Raw genomic sequence first — 20,218 nt, forward strand, 5'->3', positions numbered from 1 at the left:
CGAGAGCCACCCCCGGTCACCGGCTGACCCCCTTCCGGGCGCGCTGCTGCCGCAGCCTGGCGGTACGGGCCCGGCGGGCGGCCTCGGCCGAGGAGCCGGCCGGCGCGTCCTTCCCCTGCTCGCGGCCGGCGCGGATGAGCGCGACCTGTGCCGTCACGGTGGTCTCCTGGAACAGGGCGACGATCGACGGCCGCAGTCCGCAGTGCTGCTCCAGCGCGTCCTGGAGCTTGAACATGGCCAGCGAATGACCGCCGAGATCGAAGAAGTTGACGTCCGGGGGCACCGTGGGCCTGCCGAGCACCTCCGCCCACGCGGCGGTGACCTGGGCGGTGAGCGGGTCGTCGGTGAGGTGCGCGGCCGGAGCCGGGCCGGTGGGCGACTCGGCGGTGGGCGGCTCGATGGCGGGCGGCTCCGAGGCGAGCGTTCGCAGCAGCACGCGGTCGAGCTTGCCGTTGCGGTTGCGCGGCAGCTCCGGCAGTACCCGCAGCTCACCGGGGACCATCACGGAGGGCAACTCCGCCGCGAGGGCGCGCCGCAGCGCGACCGGGTCCACGCCCTCCTGCGAGGCGACGAAGCCGACCAGGCCCGCGCCTTCCGCGTCGGGCAGCACGACCGCCTCCTCGATGCCGTCCAGCCTGTGGAGCGCCGACTCGACCGCGCCGGGCTCCACCCGGTGTCCCCGGACCTTGAGCTGGTCGTCCTTGCGGCCGACGAAGTCCAGCCCGTGGTCGGAGTTCCGGCGCACGATGTCACCCGTGCGGTACATGCGCGCGCCCGGCTCGTCGGCGAAGGGGTCGTCGAGGAAGACCGCCGCCGTGGCCTCGGGCCTGTCGAAATAACCACGGGCCACCCCCGGCCCGCCGATGAACAACTCGCCTTCCGCGCCCGGGTCCACGGGCCGGAGCTCGTCGTCGAGCACATGGAGCCTGGCTCCGGGGATCGGTCCGCCGATGTCGACCGGCGCGACGCCGGTGAAGCGGCGGAACGTGGCCCACACGGTCGTCTCCGTCGGGCCGTACTCGTTGACGAGGTCCACCCCGTGGGGACGGACCGCGAAGTGCCGGTCGACCAGTGGCTGCGGCAGGGCCTCGCCCGCAACGATCACCCGCCGAAGGGACGCCAGCCGGCCCGGATCGGTGCGCCGGGCGGCGTCGAGCAACAGCCCGTACAGCGCGGGCACGCACAGGAGGCGGTCCACCCGGTGACGGCCGACGAGGGAGACGAGTCGCTCGGGGTCGCGCAGTTCCTCCTCGGTCGCGACAACAAGGCAGCCGCCCGCCTGGAGCGTCCCCCATATCCCGGCGACCGACGAATCGAAGGCCAGCGGTGAGACCAGGAGGAAGGTCGGGCTGCCCGGATGAACCATGAGCCGCGCCCGGGTCGAGGCGGCGAGGTTCCGGTGCTCCACGACGACGCCCTTGGGCTCACCCGTGCTGCCCGAGGTGTAGATGAGATAGGCCGGGTCCCTCGGACCGACCTCGGCGGCGAAGGCGGCTGGGTCCCCTCCGGGCTCCGGGTCGGGGACGTCCGGGACGGTGATGACGGGAACGGGGGAGACGGTGGTCGTCCGCAGCTCCGTGCGTGCCGTGGCCACGACGGCCTTCACCCGGGCGTCGTCGAGGATCGTGGCGAGACGGGTGTCCGGCTGCGCCGGGTCGACCGGCACGTAGGCGGCTCCCGCGCCGAGCACGCCGAGCACGGACGCGATCATCGTCACCGAGGGCTCGGCGACGAGGGCGACCCGGTCGCCGGAGCCCACCCCGGCAGCGGCCAGTCGGTGGGACAACTGTCGCGACCAGGCGACCAGTTCGCCGTACGTGACCTCGATGTCACCGCAGCGCACGGCGACCTCAGTCGGCCGGTCGGCGGCCACCTTGGCAACCGCCTCGTGCGCGGGAGCGAACGGGACGTCCGGCAGTGGTTCGCCGATTTCTTTCCTGTGGTGCGATGACGACAACTGAGAAACTCCCCCGTGCAATAAGCGGAATTTGGTGATCCGTGTTACGGAGCCGTCGAATTGTGTTCGGCCGCCCGTGGTTGGGAATGCGTTCAGCGGGTGGATTCGTCCTGGATTCGGTGAACCACCGCGATATGACCGTCCAGTGTTCTTCGGGCCAGCATCTCGCGTACGGGGACACGGATCTCGAACTCCGTGTTCACCCTCCGGATGAGCCGGGTGATCAGCAGGGAGTCACCGCCCTCCTTGAAGAAGTCGGCGTCCGCCGGGAAATCGTCCCGGCCGAGCAGTTCCGCCCAGATCCGGGTCACTCCCTCGGTCGCGTCGACGGGCGCCGGGTGCTCATCGGCCGGTGGCTCCTGTGTCGCGGTCGATGATTGCGGCCTCGTGCCAGGAAGTGGCTCCTCGACCGAGGCGAGTGCCTCCGGGGCCACCGTGCGCGGGCCCCGGAAGGGATAGCCGGGCAGCCGGGCCCTGCGGCCCGTGCCGGTCAGCCCGTCCACCGCGACCGGCCGGCCCAGTGCCCACAGCGCGCCCACACCGGCGAGTACCGTCGACGCCGGTGTGTCCCTGGCCCGGTCCAGGGCGACCACGGGGAGTCCGGCGGCCTCGGCCGACGGCGACAGGGGGCGTCCCGGACCGATCTCCACGGCCACGGCGTCCGGGATGTGCTCGGCCAGCGCGTCGAGGGCCGCGCCGAACAGCACGGGCCGTCCGACCTGCGTGACGAACGTGTCGGACGGCAGGACCGTACCGGCCGCGACGACCCGGCCCGACTCGTTGAGCGCGATCGGAAGGGCGGACGGTCGCAGTGCGATCCGCGACATCGCCCGGCTGAGCGCGGGCAACGCGGGCTCGATCAGACGGGAGTGGCCGGCGTGGGAGTAGCGCAGACGCCGTACGAAGCAGGTGTCGCCGATCCGTCGCAGATACTCGTCGACCTGCTCGGCCGGGCCTCCCAGTACACAGGAGTCCGGTCCGTTGACCGCGGCCACGTCGAGGCCGAGGCCCCACTCCTCGGCGAGCGCGAGGGCCTGCTTCACGTCCGCCCCGATGGCCACCATCGCGCCCTCGGGGCAGTCCTGCATGGCCCGGCCCCGCTCGGTGATGAACGCGGCCGCGTCCTCCAGCCCGAGGACGCCGGCGACCGCGGCGGCGGTGATCTCGCCGGAACTGTGGCCGCACACCGCGGCGGGCCGGACCCCCAGCTCCCCGAGCGCGGTCGCCACCGCGTGGCCGACGGCGAAGAGGGCCGGCTGTGCCAGCGCGGGCCGGTTCAGCTCGTCGGCGGGGAAGTCCGGGTCGCGGACGGCCTGCCGGATCCTCGCGGCCAGCGGGGAGGCGAAAGCGTCGAGGCACCGGTCGAGCGCCGGGCCGAAACCGGGGAGGGCGGTGAAGGGCGCGGCCATTCCCGGGCGTTGGGTACCGCCACCGGGAAAGAGGAGGATCACCGGGGCGGGGCCGCCGGGCATGGGCGCGGTGCCCCGGAAGGTCCCGGTCCGGGTGGCGAGGCGCTCGGCGACCTCGGCACTCGTGCGACCCGTGACGGCCAGCCGCTCGCCCAGGGCCGGGCGCCCGTTGACCAGGGTGCCGCAGACCTCACCGAGATCCGGATCGTGCTTTCGGAGATGAACGGCCAGCCCGTCCACCATCCGGTCGAGCGCCTCGGAATCACCCGCCGACAACAAAACGAGCCGCTCACGCGGTTCCCGCGGTCCCGGTGCGGGGGAGGGGACGGCCGGCCGGGGCGGCGTCCGGGCCGCCTCGGAAGCGGAGGTTCCGTGTGACCCGAGGGCCTGCGCAGGGGCCGCCGCGAGGACCTTCGTGCGGGCCCACTCGTGGGAGACCACGATCCTGGGACCGGCTGTTCCGCGCGCGGCCGCCGCGTCGGGGCCGCCTGGCACCGGCGTCAGCCCGGCTCCCTCGGCGGCCGACTCGCGCGGGGTGCCGGTCCCCCGGGCGGTCGGCTCGCGCGGCGGTGCTTGTTCGATCACGACATGGGCGTTGGTGCCGCCGATGCCGAACGCGCTCACCCCGGCGCGTCGCGGGCCCTCGCCGGGCCACGGGACGGCCTCCGTGGGGATGTACAGGGCGCAGCCCTCGGTCTCCAGCAGGGGGTTGGCCTCGGTGAACCCCGCGACGGGCGGAATCACGCCGCTGCGTACCACGAGCAGGGCCCTGATCAGCGCGGCGACTCCCGCGGCGGCGTCGAGGTGGCCGACGCTCGCCTTCAGCGCGCCCACCGCCACGCTGCCCGGCCGGGCCCCGCCCTCGCGCAGCGCGGCGTCGGCCGCCGTCCACTCGATCGGGTCCCCGATCCGGGTGCCCGTGGCATGGGCCTCCAGGAAGCCGATGGAGCCGCCGTCGACCTCGGCCGTGTCCAGTGCCGCGCCGATCACCCGCCGCTGCCCCGCAGAGGAGGGCGCGTAGTAACCGGCCTTCGCGTGACCGTCGTTGTTGATCGCGCTGCCCAGGATGACACCGTACGGTTCGGGGTCGTCGTCGGTGACGTCCGACAGCCGGCGCAGCACCACCGCGCCCGCGCCCGACCCGGCGATCACCCCGTCCGCGTACCGGTCGAACGGACGGCAGACCCCCGTCGCGGACAGCACACCCCCCGGCTGGTGCAGATGGCCCGCCTGGGGGTAGCCGAACCCGGCCCCCACCACCAGGGCCTGGTCGCAGTCCCCGCCGAGCAGCGCCTGCACCGCCAGGTGCACGGCCACGAGGGAGGAGGAGCACGCCGTCTGCACGGCGAAGGCAGGCCCGGTCAGGCCGAGCCGGTAGGCCACGCGGCTGGCCATGAAGTCCGGCTCGGTTCCATGGATCACGTCGTCCAGCAGGCCGGGATCGAGATGGCCGCCACGGACCATCGCGCGCATGTAGCCGCTGCCGGTCATCGACGCGTAGACGCTGGTCACCAGGGTGTCGTCGCGGGGCGGAACCCCGGCGTCCGCGAGGGCGTTGTGCGCGATCTCCAGCATCCAGCGATGCTGGGGGTCCATCAGCTCCGCCTCACGACCGCGGATCCGGAAGAAGTCGTGGTCGAAGCGGTCCCAGTCGTCGAGATGGCCGCGTACGGGCACATAGTCCGGGTCGGAGGCCAACGCGGCTGGTACGCCGGCCGCGAGCAACTCCTCGCGCGCGTATGTCCGGCTGTGCACAAGGCCCCGGAGTTGTGCGTCCCACCACTCGTCCATTTCCCGGGGACCCGGTAACCGTGCCGCCATACCGATGACCGCGACGTCCAGGGAACGATCCCGACTCGTCACAACGTCCCCCATCATGCCGTTGGAAATCGGATATTCCATCAGATGCTGCGTCGATGCCGTGTCGCCTCGTGATCATATTCATGATGCAGGCAGACTCAACCCTATTTTGGGAAAAGGAGGTTGGCAGGAAACGATCAGACATGGCAACGTCGGACGCCGCTGATTGCGAAGGGGGTCGACGAGTTGCAGTCGAGGGAATCGCCGGGGGAAGGACTGCACGACGTCTTCGCCGCGTGGGCGGCCGCACAGCCGCGCCGCACGGCGCTCATTGCGGGAAACGCCCAGGTCTCCTACGGGGAGTTGGATGCCCGTGCCGAGCGATGGGCCGACCGGCTCGCCGCCGCCGGTGTCACGCCGGGGCATCTCGTGCCGATCCTGATGCCGCGCTCCGTGGACCTGGTCGTCGCCCTGCTCGCCGTCCTCAAATGCGGCGCCGCCTACGCGTTGCTCGATCCCGACTGGCCGGCCACCCGTCTCGACGCCGTGGTCGACCGGCTCCGCCCGCCCCTCGTGGTCGCCCGACCGGGCACGGCGGCGCGGTTCGTCTCAGCACCGGTGTGGTCCCCGTCCGACGACAGCCCGGGGCAGAGCCACGCCCGACGCGCCGCCGTGACGGTGCGGGACAGCGACGCGTGCTGTGTGTTCTTCACGTCCGGCACCACGGGACGGCCCAAGGCTGTGGTGAGTCCGCACCGGGCCACGGCGCGGCTCTTCCGGCCCGGCACCTTCGCCCGCTTCGACCGGGACACGGTCGTCCCCCTCGCGGCGGCACCACCATGGGACGCGTTCTCCCTCGAACTGTGGGCCGCGCTCCACAACGGCGGCGCCTGCGTCCTGATCGACGAGCCGTTCCTGACGGCCGAGACCCTACGGGCGCTGGTCACCGACCACGGAGTGAACACGGTGTGGCTGACCAGCAGCCTGTTCAACCTGATCGTCGACGAGGACCTCTCCGCGCTGCGCGGTCTGTCCCAGCTGATGATCGGCGGTGAACGCCTGTCCGCCCGCCACGTCGGCCGCTTCCTCGACCGGTTCCCCGGCACGGCCCTCGTCAACGGCTACGGCCCGGTCGAGAGCACGGTGTTCACCACCACCCACCGCGTCACCGTCGCGGACACCGCCCGCCCGGGCGGCATCCCGCTCGGCCGGCCGGTGCCCGGCACCTCCGTCTTCGTCCTCCGGGGCGACCGGCCCTGCGCTCCCGGGGAGCCCGGGGAGATCTGCGTCGCGGGCGACGGCCTGGCCCACGGCTACCTCGGTGAACCGGCCCTCACCGCCGAGAAGTTCACGGACGTCGACATCCTCGGTGAACGGGTCCGGCTGTACCGCACCGGAGACCTGGGAGTCCTCGACGAGAACGGGATCATGGAGTTCCGCGGGCGGCTCGACCGGCAGGTCAAGGTCCGGGGCAACCGCGTCGAACCGAGCGAGGTGGAGCGGCAGATCGTCGACCTGGTCCCTTCCGTCGCCGACTGCCGGGTGGTCCCCCGCTGGAACGAACTCGACGGCGCCTTCGACCTGGTCGCCTTCTGCGTACCGCACCTGCCCGCCGACGCACCGCCGGAAGCCCCGACAGGCGTAGGCGCGGAAGGGCCTACGGGCACACATCCCGACGTCTCCGAGAACGCGCCGACGCACGCCCTCGCGGAAGTGACCGCCCACGTCCCCACGGAAGTGACCGCACACGTCCCCACGGAAGTGTCGGCGGTGCTCGCCCGGCATCTGCCCGCGCACCAACGTCCCGCCGCCGTCGCCGTCGTGGACGCCTTCCCCTTGACCGGCACCGGCAAGCTGGACGACAAGGCCCTGCTCGCGAGCCTGCCCGACGCGCCGGACGAAACTCACCACGGCCCCGTCGACGACCCGCTCGTCCGCCTCGTGTGCCAGGCGTTCGCCGCGGTACTGGGCCGACGGTCCGTACGACCGCACACCCCGTTCTTCGAGCTCGGCGGCTCCTCGCTCCAGGCCGCCCGCGCCTGCACCCGGATCGGAAGACACACGGGTCGCCCGGTTCCCCTGTCGAGCCTGTACGAGAACCCGTCGGCCGAACGCCTCGGCACCTGGCTGCGGTCGACGCCGGCCCCGCCCCCGTCGCGCCGCCGCACGGTGACATCCCGCCAACCCCCATGGAACTGGTCTTCCTCACCCGCCATCTGACGGCGCCCCAGGACCTGTCCCAGTACTGCCTGATGACGTGGCACCTCGACGACCGGCTCGACCCGGAGGCCCTGGAGGCGGCCGTCGCCGCCGTCCACGCGCGGCACCAGAGCCTGCGCACCGCCTTCCGCGTGGACCCCCGGCCGCGTGCCGAGGTCACCGACGTCCCCGCCCCGCCCCTGGAACTGCTGGACGCCCGGCCGACCCTCGACGAGGCGGTCGTCGCGCTGCGGGCGCTCTTCGCGGAGCCCCTCGAACCGCGGGACGCCGATCTGTGGCGCACCGCGCTGGTCCCGGTGACCGACCGCGGCGGCTGGCTCTTCGGGGTCCTGGTCCACCACATCGTCTTCGACGGACGGTCGGAGTCCGTCCTGGCACGCGACCTGTCGGACGCCTACGCCGGACGAGAGCCGGGCCCCGTCCCGCCCACCCTGGCCGAACGGACGGCACTGACGGCGGCGGCCACCGCTGTGACCGACCCGGCGGCGCGTACGGCTCGGGCACGGCAGGAGTTCCGGGACGTGCCCGAGCTCCGCTGGCCCGAACCGCCCGGCCCCGGCGAGAGCGGCACGCGCCACCTCGACAGGTCCGTACCCGGCCCCCTCGCGGCAGGTCTCGACGTGCGGGGTACGGCGCTCGGAGCGAGCAGGTTCGTGGTGCTGCTGTCGGCCTGGGCCGACACGCTGGCCGAGATCTGCGGGCAGCGGGACTTCGCGGTGGGCGTCCCCGTCGCCGAACGCACCCTCCCCGAGCTGGACCGCGCTGTCGGCTGCCTGATCGACGTGGTGCCGGTGCGCCTGCGCGGCGCGGCCGCGGCCGGCGGCGACGACGGCATACGGGAGACCGGCCGGCTGGTCCACCAGGCCTTCGGCCGGGGCGTCGTCCCCTTCACGGCCGTCGCCGAGAGCGCCACGACGACCGCGGGGCGACCGCCGGTGTTCCAGACTCTCTTCGCTCTCCAGGACAACCCGCCACCCCGACTCGACCTCCCCGGCGTCGTCTCCACGCATCTGCGCCAGCCGTACCCGGCCCTTCCGCTGGAGCTGCACCTGGAGGTGTGGCCGGACGAGGACGGCGCCCTCGACATGGTCCTGTCCCACCGACGCGAAGCCGTCGCCGACGTCACCGCCCGGAAACTGCTCGACGGCTTCCACGACCGTCTGACCTGCATCGCGGCCGGAGCCCTCTGATGACCGTGGTGACCTGCGACCCCGCCGGTGTCGTCGACCCGGAGCTGCACGCCTCCGGCGAGGTGCACGAGGTGTGGCGTCGGATGAGACGGCACACACCGGTCCACTGGCACGAGCCGGGCGACCTGCCGGGCTTCTGGTCGCTCACCCGGTACGCGGACATCCGGGACGTGTACCAGAACCCGGCCGTCTTCAGCTCCGCCCGGGGCGTCCTGCTACGGCCGACCGAGCTGGGGGAGGACCCCGGCAGCGGCCTCACCATGGCCCTCACCGACCCGCCCCGGCACCGCGCCCTGCGCGGGCAGCTGGCCGACCGCTTCAGTGAGCGGTGCGCCCGCTCACTGGCGGACGAGCTGCGCGCCGAGATCCGTTCGGTGGTGACGCGCGCCGTCGAGTCGGGCACCTGTGACGTCGTCGACGACATCGGCGCCCGGCTCTCCGGCCTCAACATCGGCAGACTCCTCGGCGTGCCGCCGCAGGACCGGGAGCGGTTGCTGACCTGGACCACGGAGGCGTTCGCATCCGGCAGGCCGCTCACCAGCCACCTCCCCCTCATGCAGTACTTCATCGATCTGATGTACGCGCGGATGGAGGAGCCCGCCGACGACGCCATGAGCAGGTTCGTCACCGAGGAGGTGCAGGGCGAGCTGTCGACCGAGACCGAGATCCTGCTGGGTGTCGAGAACCTCGTCGGAGCGTCGGAGAACGCCGGTCTGTCGATGGCCGCCGGGATCCTCGCCCTCGCCGCGCATCCACGGCAGTGGGAACGGCTGGTGCGGGAGAGGGACGACGAACTCGTCAGGACCGCCGCGGAGGAGGTGCTGCGATGGACCAGCAGCGCCACGCACAGCATGCGGACGGCCACGGTGGACACGGTCCTCGGGGGCCGGCGGATCGCCGCCGGCGACCGTGTCGTGCTCTGGATCCCGTCCGCCAACCGGGACGAGTCGGTGTTCCCGGACGCGGACCGTTTCGACCTCGGCAGGCAGCCCAACCGTCATCTGGCTCTGGGCACGGGCGAACACGTCTGCATCGGCAGCACCATGGCGCGCCATCAGACCCGGATGCTCCTGGAGACGCTCGTGGAGCGGGTCGCCGTCGTCGAACTCGTCGGGGACGCGGAGCCGCTGCGTTCGATCACGGTCAACGGCCCCGCTCACGCCACCGTGCGCCTGATCGCCCGCTGAGGTCACACGGGCCCGGCCGCCGGCGCGTTCTCCGCGGGGCCGGGCTCCGTCCGGCGGGCGCGCTGCCGGTGTTCCGCCCAGCGGACGGCGAACGGCGCGGCCAGGCCGGTCAGGGCGAACAGGACCCCGACGACGTACCACCCGGGGCGGCCCCAGGTGATGCAGAGCGAGATGATCAGGGCCGGTCCGAGGGCGTCGGCCAGCCCCGCGCCCAGGCCGAACACTCCCAGGTACTGCCCCGTGGCGTGTCGCGGGGCGAGGGCGAAGGACACCTCGAAGCCCGCGGCGGAGTACCACAGTTCGCCGATCGTGTGGATCACCGCGGCCGTGAGGAGCAGGGCCGCGGCGGCCCACGCCGGTAGGCCCGCCGCCAGCGAGATCAGCGAGCAGGACACGAGGAAGGCCACGCCGGCCCTGCGGTAGGCGTCGCCGCCGGCGGCGGGGGAGACGACGCTGCGGCTGGCCTGCACCTGGAACGCGATGACGATGACGGTGCTGGTGAGGATGGTGCCCGAGATCAGCCAGTGCGGCGCCGTGGTGGCGCCGACCAGCCAGAGCGGGATGCCCACGGTGAGCACCTTGAACTGCACGGCCATCACGCCGTCCAGGGCGGTGAGCAGCAGATAGGGGCGATCGCGCAGCGCGGTCCAGCGGGGCCCGTCGACGGCGGGCAGCGGCGCGACCGGCGGGAGGAGGACCAGGACCGCCGCCGAGAACACGAACGCGACCGCGTTGCCGACGACCATCAACTGGTAGGCGGTGAGCGTACCCACCTGCACCACCCAACCCGCCAGCACGGCGCCGAGGGAGATGCCGAGGTTGGTCACCGCGCGCAGATAGGCACGGAACTCCTGCGGCCGGTCCCCTCCGTAGTGCCTGATGAGCGGGGAGCGGGCGGCCGTCCCCGCCGTCTTCGCCCCCGCCGCCGCGCAGACCGCGAGCACGAACGGCCAGAAGCTGTCCGCCAGTACGAAACCGGCCGTGGCCGCGGCCTGCACCGTGAGGGTGACCGCGAACACGCCGCGCGCCCCGAACCGGTCCGCCAGATGACCGACCGTGACGCCCAGGGCCAGCGCGACCAGACCCGCCAGCCCGAGACCGAGCCCCACCTGGTCCGCCGGAAGGCGCACCGCCTGCGTGAAGTACAGGACGCCGGCGGTCAGATAGAGGCCGCTGCCGATGGTGTAGACGAAGTTCGAGGCCGCGAGCACGCGTTGCGGCCGGGTGTCCGGGATCAGGCGGGGCACGGCGCGACTCCACATCACGGTCGGCGAGTACGGGCCTGGCCAGCTTTGTTGTGCAGTACCTGCCAAAGCAAGAGCGCCGTGCCGCCCGGCCGAACCACGCCGCGCACGGCGCGCACGGCACGGAAACCCGCTCGCGAGCTCGTCGTCCGCCGACGACAATGCGGACCGACGACATTGCCGGCCGACGGCGGCACTCCGGCCGACGGCATTGCTCTGGCCACCCCACCGTTGACAGGAGCGTTCCGATGACCAGCCCGCAGCACGCCCACGCCGGCCTGGACGGCCTCGTGATGGGTGACGCGTTCGGCGACAGCTGGTTCACGCGCTCCGACGAGAACGCCGAGGAGCTGTGGGCCGCACGCGCGCCCCGTCCGCGACCCTGGCTGTGGACGGACGACTCCGCCATGGCCTTCGTCCTGTTCGCCCACCTGACGGCCCGCGACGAGATCCGTCCGGACGCCCTGGCGGAGGAGCTCGCCGCCGAGTACGCCCGGGACCCCCGGCGCAAGTACGGGCCGTCGATGCACGGTGTGCTGCGGGACATCCGGGAGGGCGGTGACTGGCGGGCCGTCACCAGCGCACGGTTCGGCGGGCAGGGCTCCTACGGAAACGGCGCCGCCATGCGTGTCGCGCCGCTCGGCGCGTGGTTCCGCGACGACCTGCCCGCCGCACGCGACCAGGCCACGCTGTCCGCGCTGACCACGCACGCGCACCCCGAGGCCGTGGCGGGCGCCGTCGCCGTGGCGGTCGCGGCGGCGCTGGCGGCCGCCGGCGCGAGCCAGGGCGCCCCGTCGCGCCCGGAGTTCCTGCGGGAGGTCGCCGACCAGGTGCCGGACGGCGACGTCCGCTCGCGGCTCCTGGTGGCCGCAACCTTCCCCGAGCGCACTTCGGTCCGTCACGCGGCGACCGTCCTGGGCTCCGGGACACTCATCTCGGCCCCGGACACGGTCCCGTTCGCCCTGTGGTCCGCCGCGGGCCACCTGGACGACCTGACCGAGGCACTGTGGCAGACCGTCGCCGGGTGGGGCGACCGCGACACCACCTGCGCCATCGCGGGCGGCGTCGTCGCGTCCCGCACCGGCACGGCAGGCGTCCCGACGTCCTGGCACGACGCCCGCGAGCCCATCCCCACCTGGAGCCGCTGGAATCCCCCGGCGGCGATGACGACAGGGTCCCGCTCCTGACAGCGGCGGCCTGTGCCGACGGCCGCGGTCTGTGCCGACAGCCGTCAGGCCAGCCACCCCTCGTCGCGCATGATGCCCCTCCCGCGGAGTTCCGGCTCGCCGCGCCAGGCGCGCACGGTCTCCGGGACCACGCGGACGTACACGAACGCCCCCTCTTCCGCGCGCGGATCCCACCCGAACTTGTCGGTGAACGCCCGCGCCGCGGCTTCGGGCACCTCCGCGTCGGGGAAGCACTCCGCCCGCCCCTGGAGGAGCACCACGTCGAAGGTGTCCGGCAGCGACAGGCGTACGCGCGGCTCCTCCCGCACGTTCCGCACGGTCACGGAAGCGGCGCCGGTGCACATCCACACAGCCCGCCCGTCCCACGAGAACCACAGCGGCACCTGGTGCGGCCCGTGATCGGGGTGAGCCGTCGACACCCACACGTCCCGCTCGGTGACGAGGCGGTCCAGCGTGTCACGCACACGCTCCGCGGCCGGGCGGCGAACGACTCCCGTGGTCTCCATGAGGGCCGACCCTAGCCATGCGCAGGCCGGCACGCCTGAGGCGCGGGACCTACGCCCAGCGACCGACGAACCCTCCTCCCAGCCCCGTCGGCCACTACGACCGTCTGCTTCAGGCCGAGGCCGCCGCCCGCCCGCACGGCAGAGGGTGGCGCACCGCAACCGCAGTGGCTGAAAATGTGTCTCTCATCGCGCGGCGCGGCGATTCGCCGGGGGGCGGGGCTTCGACGCACGGCGGCCTTGGGGGGCTGGAATGAACACATGGACATTGCCCGGATACACCGAGTCGGTCGAACTCGGGTCCGGGGCGAGCGGGCGGGTGGTCCTCGCCGTGCACGAGGAGACCGGCGTGCCGGTGGCCGTCAAGTACCTCAGCGAGTCGCTGCGAGGCCGGCCGGGCTTCGTACGCGACTTCCGTACCGAGGCGCGCCTCCTCGGCGGGTTGGAGAGCCCCTTCGTCACCGAGCTGTACGAGTACGTCGAGGGCCCGGACGGTGCCGCCATCGTGATGGAGCTGGTGGACGGCGTCTCGTTGCGCGCCGTGCTGAAGCGGGAGGCCCCGCTCGGCCCGGAGGCCGCGCTCGTCATCCTCAAGGGATCACTGCTCGGACTGGCGGACGCGCACCGCGTCGGCGTCGTCCACCGCGACTACAAGCCGGAGAACGTCCTGGTCGCGCCGGACGGATCCTCCAAGCTGGTCGACTTCGGCATCGCGGTGGACGCGGGAACCAGCCAAGGAGTGGCGGGAACCCCCTCCTACATGGCCCCGGAACAGTGGACCGGATCGCCCGCCTCGCCCGCCGCCGACGTGTACGCGGCCGCCGCCACCTTCTTCGAATGCCTGACCGGCCACAAGCCGTACCGCGGCGACAACCTCGCGGCGCTCGCGGTGCAGCACGTCGACGCACCCGTCCCCGCCGACGAGGTGCCGGAGGGGGTGCGTGAGCTGGTGCGCCGGGGGCTGGCGAAGGATCCGGAGGATCGGCCCGCGGAGGCCGAGGCCTTCGTCAGGGAACTGGAGGCGGCCGCCCTCGCGGGCTACGGGCCCAAGTGGGAGGAACGCGGCCGTGGGCGGCTCGCCGCGCTGGTGGCCCTGCTGCCGTTGCTGTTGCCCTCGGCCCGCAGCACCCCTCGAACCACCACCGACACCGCCCGTACGGTCCTGCACCAGGAACCGGGCCGCGGCGGCGCCCAGGCATGGCTGCCCGGCCGGTCCGGCATGCTGGTCTCCGGTGCCGCGCTGCTCCTGGGAGCCGTGCTCACCTTCGGACTCCAGCACACCCCAGGAGACGGCACCGGTCAGGTGGCCCAGGCCCTTGCCACCACCAGCGCCGAAGGGAGTACGGACACGGCGGCGCCGCCGCCCCCGACGGACTCCGCCTCCCTGTCCCCGACGCCTTCCGACTCGGCCGATCAGTCGCCGTCACCCACCCTGTCGCCCTCGGACGACGCGTCCACCCCCACCGACGAACCCTCGTCCTCCGCCACCACGGACGCCACCACGGACGCGACCACGGGGACGACCGAGCCCGGCGCGGCGACCACCACCCCGGCGCCGACGACGACCTCCCCGACTCCGGTGAAGGACCCGGCCGTCAAGGATGTGGCGGTGTCGGGCTTCCGGCAGACGGGTCCGGCGACCGCCACGGCGACCATCGACGTCGTCACGGACGGCACCGGACCGATCTCCCTCACCGTCTCGTGGTTCGTGGGCGAGGCGAGCGGACAGTACGGCACCCAGGACGGCACGTCCCAGACCTTCCGACGCAGCGGCGCCACCCAGTACACGCTCACCGTCGACCACGCCTTCCGGGGCACGGGTTGCTACTGGGCGGTGCAGGCCACGACCACCCCGACCGCCGCGGACGGCGGCGCCTCGCAGCAGCTCCTGACCAGACGGTGTGTCATCGGATGAACATGCAGAATGACGACAGCGTGCCCGCGCCGGCGGCGGAGGCCGACGAGCCCACGGTGATGCTGCCCGACGCGGTGACGCTGGTGGAGGGCATCGACGACGCCGTCACGCAGGTGCCGGAGCGCCAGGACGCCGACGAGTACACCCAGGTTCTCCCGGCCGCCGGTGAGTCCGCCCCCACCGTGGACCTCGGCCCGGCATCCACTGTGCGACTGGGCCCCGCCGCCACCGTGCACCTGGGTCCCGCCGCCACCGTGCACCTGGGTCCCGTCGAGGACCGCATCCCCGATGCCGCTCCTGCCGTCGATGCCGAAGCCGATGCGGAGGCCGTCGACGCCGGGTACGCCGCCGAGTACAGCGCCACCGTGCTGGCCAGCCACTGGATCCAACGACCCGAGACCGACGACACCCTCGCCGAGGCGACGCTCGCCGAGACGACCGTCGCCGACAAGACCGTCGAACAGCCCTCCACAGCCGCAGCGAACGGGTCCACGCCGCCCGACCGCGTCGACGGCACGCTGCTGCGTTTCGGCCCCGGCGTGACCAACGTCGTCGCACAGCGAACCCACCGCACGTTCCCCGCCCTGCCGCCGACCTCCGTCCCCCGGCGCCGACGGCTGCGCCGGCACGCCCTGCCCGTGCTGGTGCTCCTCTGCGTCCTCGCGTTCCTCGCCTGGCAAAGGCTCGGGCCGCCCCTCCGGGTCGACGCGGTGACGGTCACGGCCCGGCCCACGGTCCTGCGGTGCGACAGCACCGCCGACATCGTCGCCGTCGTCGCGACGAACGGCCGTCCGGGCACGTTCTCGTACCGCTGGATCCGCAGCGACGGGACCCGCTCGGGCATCCTGGAAGAGGTGGTGGTCCGGGGGCAGCGTCAGGCGCGCCTGCATCTGCGGTGGACCTTCCAGGGCGAGGGACACCGCACGGCCCGGGCCGAACTGCGCATCCTCACCGCGGGCCCGCACACGGCCACCACCCGTTTCGCCTACGACTGTTCCTGAGACGGTCCCCGCCGGGCGTGTGATGCGTCAGTCGCAGCTGGAGGCGCTCTGGATCATGACGCCGGTCACGGTGAGATAGGAGGGGTACTGGCGTCCAGTGCTCGGCTCGATGCATTCGTAGCCGGTCACGCCGTTGCGGAGGTACCTGAGCATCACCCGGTCGTCGTTGCGGGTGTTGAACACGTAGGCCGAGCCCCGGCTCCTCGATCCCAGGTTCTGGTAGTAGTCGGTGACGTCCTGGTACGCGGCGGTCGGCGACTGCGACTCCCAGTCGGCGGCGGTGAGGTAGAAGCACACGCGAGGGTAGGCGCAACCCTTGTAGGAGTCGGCGTGAGCTTGGGGCGCCGCGAAGATCGCCGAGCCGGCGACCATGGCGCCGAGCATGGCGAAGGCGCGCTTGCTGAGGGAAAGGCGCATGTCTGCTTCCTTCTGTCGATGGGATGCCACGGGTCCCTGTCTCCGGTGATGGCGGAGAGGCCCGGTGGGCACCAGACATTGCCGACGGTGATCCTTTTCAGCAAGGAGAACCGGGGTCCGGGGGACGGTGGGACGCCGTGGCCGCCGCTGCCTGGCACGTTCAGGGACGCTGGGACGCCGGTGGGATGATGGACAAGGACGGAGGCATGGAGCTCGACATCCTCGTGGCCGCCATCGCCACCGGCCTCGCCCTGGCCGGCCCCGGCCGCATCGCCGCCGACCGCTTCCTGCCCTTCCTGCGCGCCCACCGGCTGGTGTACGGAGTGGCCACAGTGATACTCGGCGCGGTGACGGCGGGCGTCGTCCCGCTCGTCCGGAACTGAGCCCGCCCTCGACACCTCTCGCCCAGGGCGGGCATGTGACCCGACGGGCCGCCGCTTCGTACGAGGCGCCGGCCGCTGTCGTTCCCGCCGACCGCGGGGAGCAACGGCTCTCCGGCCCACCTGCCGCCCGGTGGTCCACCTCGGTCCCCCCCCACGGCGCGCGCGCTCCGACTGCTGCCCGCACCCGCGCCCTTGGAGGGGAACCGCGAAAGGCAGACTGTCCGCATGACCCTCCACTGCATCGTGCTGGACGACTACCAGGACGCCGCCCTTACCCTGGCGGACTGGAGCCCCCTCGACGGCCACGTCGAGGTGCGCGCGCTCCGCGAGCACATCGCCGACCGGGACCGGCTCGTGGCCGAGCTCGCCGACTGCGAGATCGTCGTGGCCATGCGGGAGCGCACCCCTTTCGACGCCGACCTCCTGCGCCGACTGCCCCGGCTCCGCCTGCTGATCACCACGGGCATGCGCAACGCCTCCATCGACCTGGCGGCGGCGCGGGCCCAGGGCGTGACCGTCTGCGGGACGGCGAGCAGCCCCACCCCGCCCGTCGAACTGACCTGGGCGCTCCTCCTCGGCCTCGCCCGGCAGGTCACCGTCGAGAACCGCGCCCTGCGCGAGGACGGCCCCTGGCAGTCCACCGTCGGCCAGGACCTGCACGGCCGCACCCTCGGCCTGCTCGGACTCGGTAAGATCGGCACCCGGGTGGCCCGCGTCGCCACCGCCTTCGGCATGGAGGTCCTGGCCTGGAGCGAGAACCTCACCGCCGAGCGGGCGGCCGAGGCGAGCGCTCGACTCGCCGCGGACAAGATGGATCTCCTGGGCCGCAGCGACTTCGTCTCCGTCCATCTCGTCCTGTCCGACCGCACCCGCGGCCTGCTGGGGGAGCCGGAACTGCGTGCCATGCGCCCGCACGCACACCTCGTCAACACCTCCCGCGCCGCCATCGTCGACCGGACGGCACTGCTGCGCGCCCTGCGCGAGGGCTGGATCGCCGGCGCCGGCCTCGACGTCTTCGACAGCGAGCCCCTCCCCGCGGACGACCCCTTCCGCACCCTCCCCAACGTCCTCGCCACCCCGCACCTCGGCTATGTCACCGAGCGCAACTACCGCACCTTCTATTCGGGAGCGGTGGAGGACATCACCGCCTTCCTCGCCGACGCCCCCGTCCGGCAGCTGGCGGGCGCGTAGCCACCGGCACGTCAGGGCTCACGGAACGTCAACATCATGGGAGATCAGGGCTGTTCGCCTGCCTCATGACCGCCGGGACACATCCTGGATACGCCCGTGGCCGCTCGGTGCACCCCCGTTGCCGACGGCGATCCCTCTCACTACGGTCGGCCCATGGCGGACGACGAACCCACGCGGGCGGCACGGCTGCTGGACGCCCAGGCGAAAGCCGTACGGCTCTTCGCGGAGGTGGAGGAGCGCGGTCACGTCGCCCCCGGCGAGGGCGAACGCGCGGTCAGCGACCGGATCCGGGACCTGGCGAACGAACTGTTCGGCACCACCCGGCACTGGCACAAGAGCATCGTGCGCTCCGGCCCGAACACACTGAAGCCCTACCGGGAGAACCCACCGGACCGGGTGATCACCGCTGACGACATCGTGTTCGCCGACTTCGGTCCCATCTTCGAGGAGTACGAGGCCGACTTCGGCCGGACCTTCGTCCTCGGCGACGACCCCGTCAAGCACCGCCTCCGCGACGACCTGCCCCGCGTCTTCGCGGCGGGCCGGGCGTTCTTCGAGGCCGACCCGGACATCACCGGAGCGCGGCTGTACGCCGAGGTGGAGAGGCTCGCCGCGGAGGCCGGATGGCAGCTGGGCGGCTGGCACGCCGGGCACCTGGTCGGCGAGTTCCCGCACGAGTGGATCGACGGCGCGGACGTGGAGTCGTACATCACCCCCGCCAACACCACACCGCTGCGCCGCACCGACAAGGCCGGGCGCCGCTGCCACTGGATCCTGGAGATCCATCTCATCGACCCCGCACGCGAGTTCGGCGGCTTTCACGAAGAATTACTCACCCTCTGACCGGGCCTTTCGTCCCCTTCGTGAACCTCGATGGCAGACCGGGGCAACCATCCGTGCCACTCGCGGGTCACATCCAGTGAGAGCAAAGCGCTCTCATGGCTACAAGGGGGAAATATGCGAAAGGTGCGCAATGTCGTGACGATGGGGGCGTTAGCCGCTCTGGCGGTGGGCGCCTCGACCGCGTTCGCCGCGACGGCCTCCGCCGCGCCGAACGTCACCCCGCAGGGTGTCTGCGGCAAGGCCTACAAAACGGTGAACTCGGCGCCCGTCGGTTCGCTGGGCACCGTCTACCTGACCTACAACTCCTCGAACGGCGAGAACTGCGTCGCGACCATCCGCAAGAACCCGGGCACGCTCAAGCCCATGTCCACGTGGGTCTACATCCCCGCCACCGACGAGTACGCGGGCGACGCCGGTGACTACTCCTCGTACGCGGGGCCGGCCTACGTCTACGGCAAGGGCTTCTGTGTGAGCTGGGGCGGCAGCATCGACAACGTGTACGTGTCGGTGGAGAACTCCAACTGCGGTTCCCTGAAGGAGACGCGGGTCACCGAGATCCGCTGATCCGGCCGACGTGCTGACTCGACCGGTCAGCTGATCAGCCTGTCACCGAGCCGTGAGTTCCCGAACCGGCCGCCTCTCCTGAGGCGCACCTGGCGCGGGGACTCACGGCGCTTTGTTGAACGCGTTCAAAAAGAGCTACCCTGAGGTCGAACCGATCGAAGGGGGTTCAGATGAAGGTGGTGCTGCCCGGGGGGACCGGACAGGTCGGTGCCATTCTCGACCGTGCGCTGACAGCGGCCGGTCACGAGGTCACCGTGGTCACCCGGCGCCCCAGGCGGGCCCACGACATCGGCTGGGACGGGGCCACGCTCGGCCCCTGGGTCACGGCGATCGACGGCTGCGACGTCGTGATCAACCTGGCCGGACGCAGCGTCTCCTGCCGCTACACCCCTGAGAACCTGCGGGCCATGATGGACTCCCGGGTGGATTCGACGCGGGTCGTCGGCGAGGCGATCGCCGCCGCCGGGCGGCCACCGCGCGTCTGGCTCCAGATGAGTACGGCGACGGTCTACGCCCACCGCTTCGACGCGCCCCACGACGAGGCGACCGGCACCATCGGCGGCTCCGAGCCCGGGGTGCCCGACTACTGGGCGTACAGCGTCGAGATCGCGAGGAACTGGGAGCGGGCGCAGGCCGAGGCGCCGACCCCCGCGACCCGCAAGGTGGCCCTGCGCTCGGCCATGGTGATGAGCCCCGACCGGGGCGGTGTGTTCGACGTGTTGTCACGACTGGTGCGGTTCGGGCTCGGCGGTCCGGTGGCCGGCGGCGCGCAGTACGTCTCCTGGATCCAGGACGAGGACTTCGTGCGGGCCGTGGAGTTCCTGATCGCCCGGGACGACCTCGACGGGCCGGTGAACCTCGCCTCGCCCGACCCCCTTCCGCACCGCACGTTCATGCGGCAGCTGCGCACGGCCTGGAACGTCCCGGTGGGACTGCCGGCGACCCGCTGGATGGCGGAACTGGGCGCGTTCGCCCTGCGCTCGGACACGGAACTGCTGTTCAAGAGCCGCCGCGTCGTGCCGGGCCGGTTGCTCACCGCCGGGTTCTCCTTCGCGCACCCCGACTGGGAGGACGCTGCGGCGTCCCTGGTGCGGCGGGCCCGATCGGAGCGATCCGCCGTGCCCCTCCGGGAGCGCATCGGCACGCGTGAAGGCGGACAGGACCCGGAATATCGCGTGCGGTGGCGTCGGTCGGCATAGCAGACTCC

General features: G+C 72.5%; 16 protein-coding genes. 11 read left to right on the top strand and 5 right to left on the bottom strand.

Features of this window, described 5'->3' with window-relative positions:
* Positions 1-16: 16 nt before the first annotated feature.
* Positions 17-1,957, bottom strand: coding sequence for a non-ribosomal peptide synthetase (locus P8T65_RS45895; protein WP_316731351.1), 1,941 nt, complete (start codon positions 1,955-1,957; stop codon positions 17-19).
* Between the two features lie 92 nt (positions 1,958-2,049).
* Positions 2,050-5,157, bottom strand: a complete 3,108-nt coding sequence (locus P8T65_RS45900) for a type I polyketide synthase (RefSeq protein WP_399102878.1) — start codon at positions 5,155-5,157, stop codon at positions 2,050-2,052.
* Positions 5,158-5,412: 255 nt separating this feature from the next.
* Here P8T65_RS45900 and P8T65_RS45905 point away from each other — a divergent pair, with 255 nt between their 5' ends.
* Genes P8T65_RS45905 through P8T65_RS45915 form a run of 3 tightly spaced genes read left to right on the top strand, consistent with a single transcriptional unit; the run spans position 5,413 to position 9,763 of the window.
* A complete protein-coding gene (locus P8T65_RS45905; RefSeq protein WP_316731353.1) occupies positions 5,413-7,386 on the top strand; it encodes an amino acid adenylation domain-containing protein in 1,974 nt (657 codons plus the stop codon).
* On the top strand, positions 7,356-8,576 hold the full coding sequence (locus P8T65_RS45910; RefSeq protein WP_316731354.1) for a condensation domain-containing protein: 1,221 nt from the start codon (positions 7,356-7,358) through the stop codon (positions 8,574-8,576). Before P8T65_RS45905 ends, P8T65_RS45910 begins: the two co-directional genes overlap by 31 nt.
* Entirely contained in the window at positions 8,576-9,763 is a 1,188-nt protein-coding gene (locus P8T65_RS45915; RefSeq protein WP_316731355.1) for a cytochrome P450, read from the top strand. The genes P8T65_RS45910 and P8T65_RS45915 overlap by 1 nt, the downstream gene beginning before the upstream one ends.
* Before the next feature lie 2 nt (positions 9,764-9,765).
* On the opposite strand, the gene P8T65_RS45920 is transcribed toward P8T65_RS45915, so the two are convergent.
* Positions 9,766-11,010: an MFS transporter gene (locus P8T65_RS45920; RefSeq protein ID WP_316731356.1), complete on the bottom strand. Its 1,245-nt coding sequence runs from the start codon at positions 11,008-11,010 to the stop codon at positions 9,766-9,768.
* Positions 11,011-11,255: 245 nt separating this feature from the next.
* On the opposite strand from P8T65_RS45920, the gene P8T65_RS45925 reads away from it, so the two are divergent.
* On the top strand, positions 11,256-12,194 hold the full coding sequence (locus tag P8T65_RS45925) for an ADP-ribosylglycohydrolase family protein (RefSeq protein ID WP_316731357.1): 939 nt from the start codon (positions 11,256-11,258) through the stop codon (positions 12,192-12,194).
* Positions 12,195-12,238: 44 nt separating this feature from the next.
* Here the strand turns inward: P8T65_RS45925 and P8T65_RS45930 are convergent, their stop codons facing one another.
* Positions 12,239-12,700: a pyridoxamine 5'-phosphate oxidase family protein gene (locus P8T65_RS45930; RefSeq protein ID WP_316731358.1), complete on the bottom strand. Its 462-nt coding sequence runs from the start codon at positions 12,698-12,700 to the stop codon at positions 12,239-12,241.
* A 250-nt stretch (positions 12,701-12,950) separates the two neighbouring features.
* Between P8T65_RS45930 and P8T65_RS45935 the strand changes: the two genes are divergently transcribed.
* Both P8T65_RS45935 and P8T65_RS45940 read left to right on the top strand, forming a co-directional pair.
* Positions 12,951-14,612 (top strand): serine/threonine-protein kinase, encoded by a 1,662-nt coding sequence (locus P8T65_RS45935; RefSeq protein ID WP_316731359.1) that lies wholly within the window; start codon positions 12,951-12,953, stop codon positions 14,610-14,612.
* Positions 14,609-15,613: a hypothetical protein gene (locus tag P8T65_RS45940; RefSeq protein ID WP_316731360.1), complete on the top strand. Its 1,005-nt coding sequence runs from the start codon at positions 14,609-14,611 to the stop codon at positions 15,611-15,613. Before P8T65_RS45935 ends, P8T65_RS45940 begins: the two co-directional genes overlap by 4 nt.
* A gap of 27 nt (positions 15,614-15,640) precedes the next feature.
* Here the strand turns inward: P8T65_RS45940 and P8T65_RS45945 are convergent, their stop codons facing one another.
* Positions 15,641-16,030: a hypothetical protein gene (locus P8T65_RS45945; RefSeq protein WP_316731361.1), complete on the bottom strand. Its 390-nt coding sequence runs from the start codon at positions 16,028-16,030 to the stop codon at positions 15,641-15,643.
* 206 nt (positions 16,031-16,236) lie between these two features.
* Here P8T65_RS45945 and P8T65_RS45950 point away from each other — a divergent pair, with 206 nt between their 5' ends.
* The 5 genes from P8T65_RS45950 (at position 16,237) to P8T65_RS45970 (ending at position 20,210) form a co-directional block, all read left to right on the top strand.
* A complete protein-coding gene (locus P8T65_RS45950; protein ID WP_316731362.1) occupies positions 16,237-16,413 on the top strand; it encodes a hypothetical protein in 177 nt (58 codons plus the stop codon).
* A gap of 225 nt (positions 16,414-16,638) precedes the next feature.
* Entirely contained in the window at positions 16,639-17,604 is a 966-nt protein-coding gene (locus tag P8T65_RS45955; protein ID WP_316731363.1) for a D-2-hydroxyacid dehydrogenase family protein, read from the top strand.
* 153 nt (positions 17,605-17,757) lie between these two features.
* Positions 17,758-18,447: a M24 family metallopeptidase gene (locus P8T65_RS45960; RefSeq protein ID WP_316731364.1), complete on the top strand. Its 690-nt coding sequence runs from the start codon at positions 17,758-17,760 to the stop codon at positions 18,445-18,447.
* 114 nt (positions 18,448-18,561) lie between these two features.
* Positions 18,562-19,011 carry a spore-associated protein gene (locus tag P8T65_RS45965; protein ID WP_316731365.1) on the top strand — a complete coding sequence of 150 codons (450 nt, stop codon included), beginning with the start codon at positions 18,562-18,564 and terminating at the stop codon, positions 19,009-19,011.
* A gap of 170 nt (positions 19,012-19,181) precedes the next feature.
* A complete protein-coding gene (locus P8T65_RS45970) occupies positions 19,182-20,210 on the top strand; it encodes a TIGR01777 family oxidoreductase (RefSeq protein ID WP_316731366.1) in 1,029 nt (342 codons plus the stop codon).
* Positions 20,211-20,218 lie beyond the last annotated feature (8 nt).

This window comes from Streptomyces sp. 11x1 (assembly GCF_032598905.1).
In the GTDB taxonomy this organism is placed as follows: Bacteria; Actinomycetota; Actinomycetes; order Streptomycetales; family Streptomycetaceae; genus Streptomyces.

What these genes read in the sequence shown, in the direction of transcription:
- P8T65_RS45900 (WP_399102878.1), bottom strand. Translation starts at nt 5,157, where the DNA reads ATGGACGAGTGGTGGGACGCACAACTCCGGGGCCTTGTGCACAGCCGG.
- P8T65_RS45910 (WP_316731354.1), top strand. Translation starts at nt 7,356, where the DNA reads ATGGAACTGGTCTTCCTCACCCGCCATCTGACGGCGCCCCAGGACCTG.
- P8T65_RS45915 (WP_316731355.1), top strand. Translation starts at nt 8,576, where the DNA reads ATGACCGTGGTGACCTGCGACCCCGCCGGTGTCGTCGACCCGGAGCTG.
- P8T65_RS45925 (WP_316731357.1), top strand. Translation starts at nt 11,256, where the DNA reads ATGACCAGCCCGCAGCACGCCCACGCCGGCCTGGACGGCCTCGTGATG.
- P8T65_RS45930 (WP_316731358.1), bottom strand. Translation starts at nt 12,700, where the DNA reads ATGGAGACCACGGGAGTCGTTCGCCGCCCGGCCGCGGAGCGTGTGCGT.
- P8T65_RS45935 (WP_316731359.1), top strand. Translation starts at nt 12,951, where the DNA reads ATGAACACATGGACATTGCCCGGATACACCGAGTCGGTCGAACTCGGG.
- P8T65_RS45940 (WP_316731360.1), top strand. Translation starts at nt 14,609, where the DNA reads ATGAACATGCAGAATGACGACAGCGTGCCCGCGCCGGCGGCGGAGGCC.
- P8T65_RS45945 (WP_316731361.1), bottom strand. Translation starts at nt 16,030, where the DNA reads ATGCGCCTTTCCCTCAGCAAGCGCGCCTTCGCCATGCTCGGCGCCATG.
- P8T65_RS45950 (WP_316731362.1), top strand. Translation starts at nt 16,237, where the DNA reads ATGGAGCTCGACATCCTCGTGGCCGCCATCGCCACCGGCCTCGCCCTG.
- P8T65_RS45955 (WP_316731363.1), top strand. Translation starts at nt 16,639, where the DNA reads ATGACCCTCCACTGCATCGTGCTGGACGACTACCAGGACGCCGCCCTT.
- P8T65_RS45960 (WP_316731364.1), top strand. Translation starts at nt 17,758, where the DNA reads ATGGCGGACGACGAACCCACGCGGGCGGCACGGCTGCTGGACGCCCAG.
- P8T65_RS45965 (WP_316731365.1), top strand. Translation starts at nt 18,562, where the DNA reads ATGCGAAAGGTGCGCAATGTCGTGACGATGGGGGCGTTAGCCGCTCTG.
- P8T65_RS45970 (WP_316731366.1), top strand. Translation starts at nt 19,182, where the DNA reads ATGAAGGTGGTGCTGCCCGGGGGGACCGGACAGGTCGGTGCCATTCTC.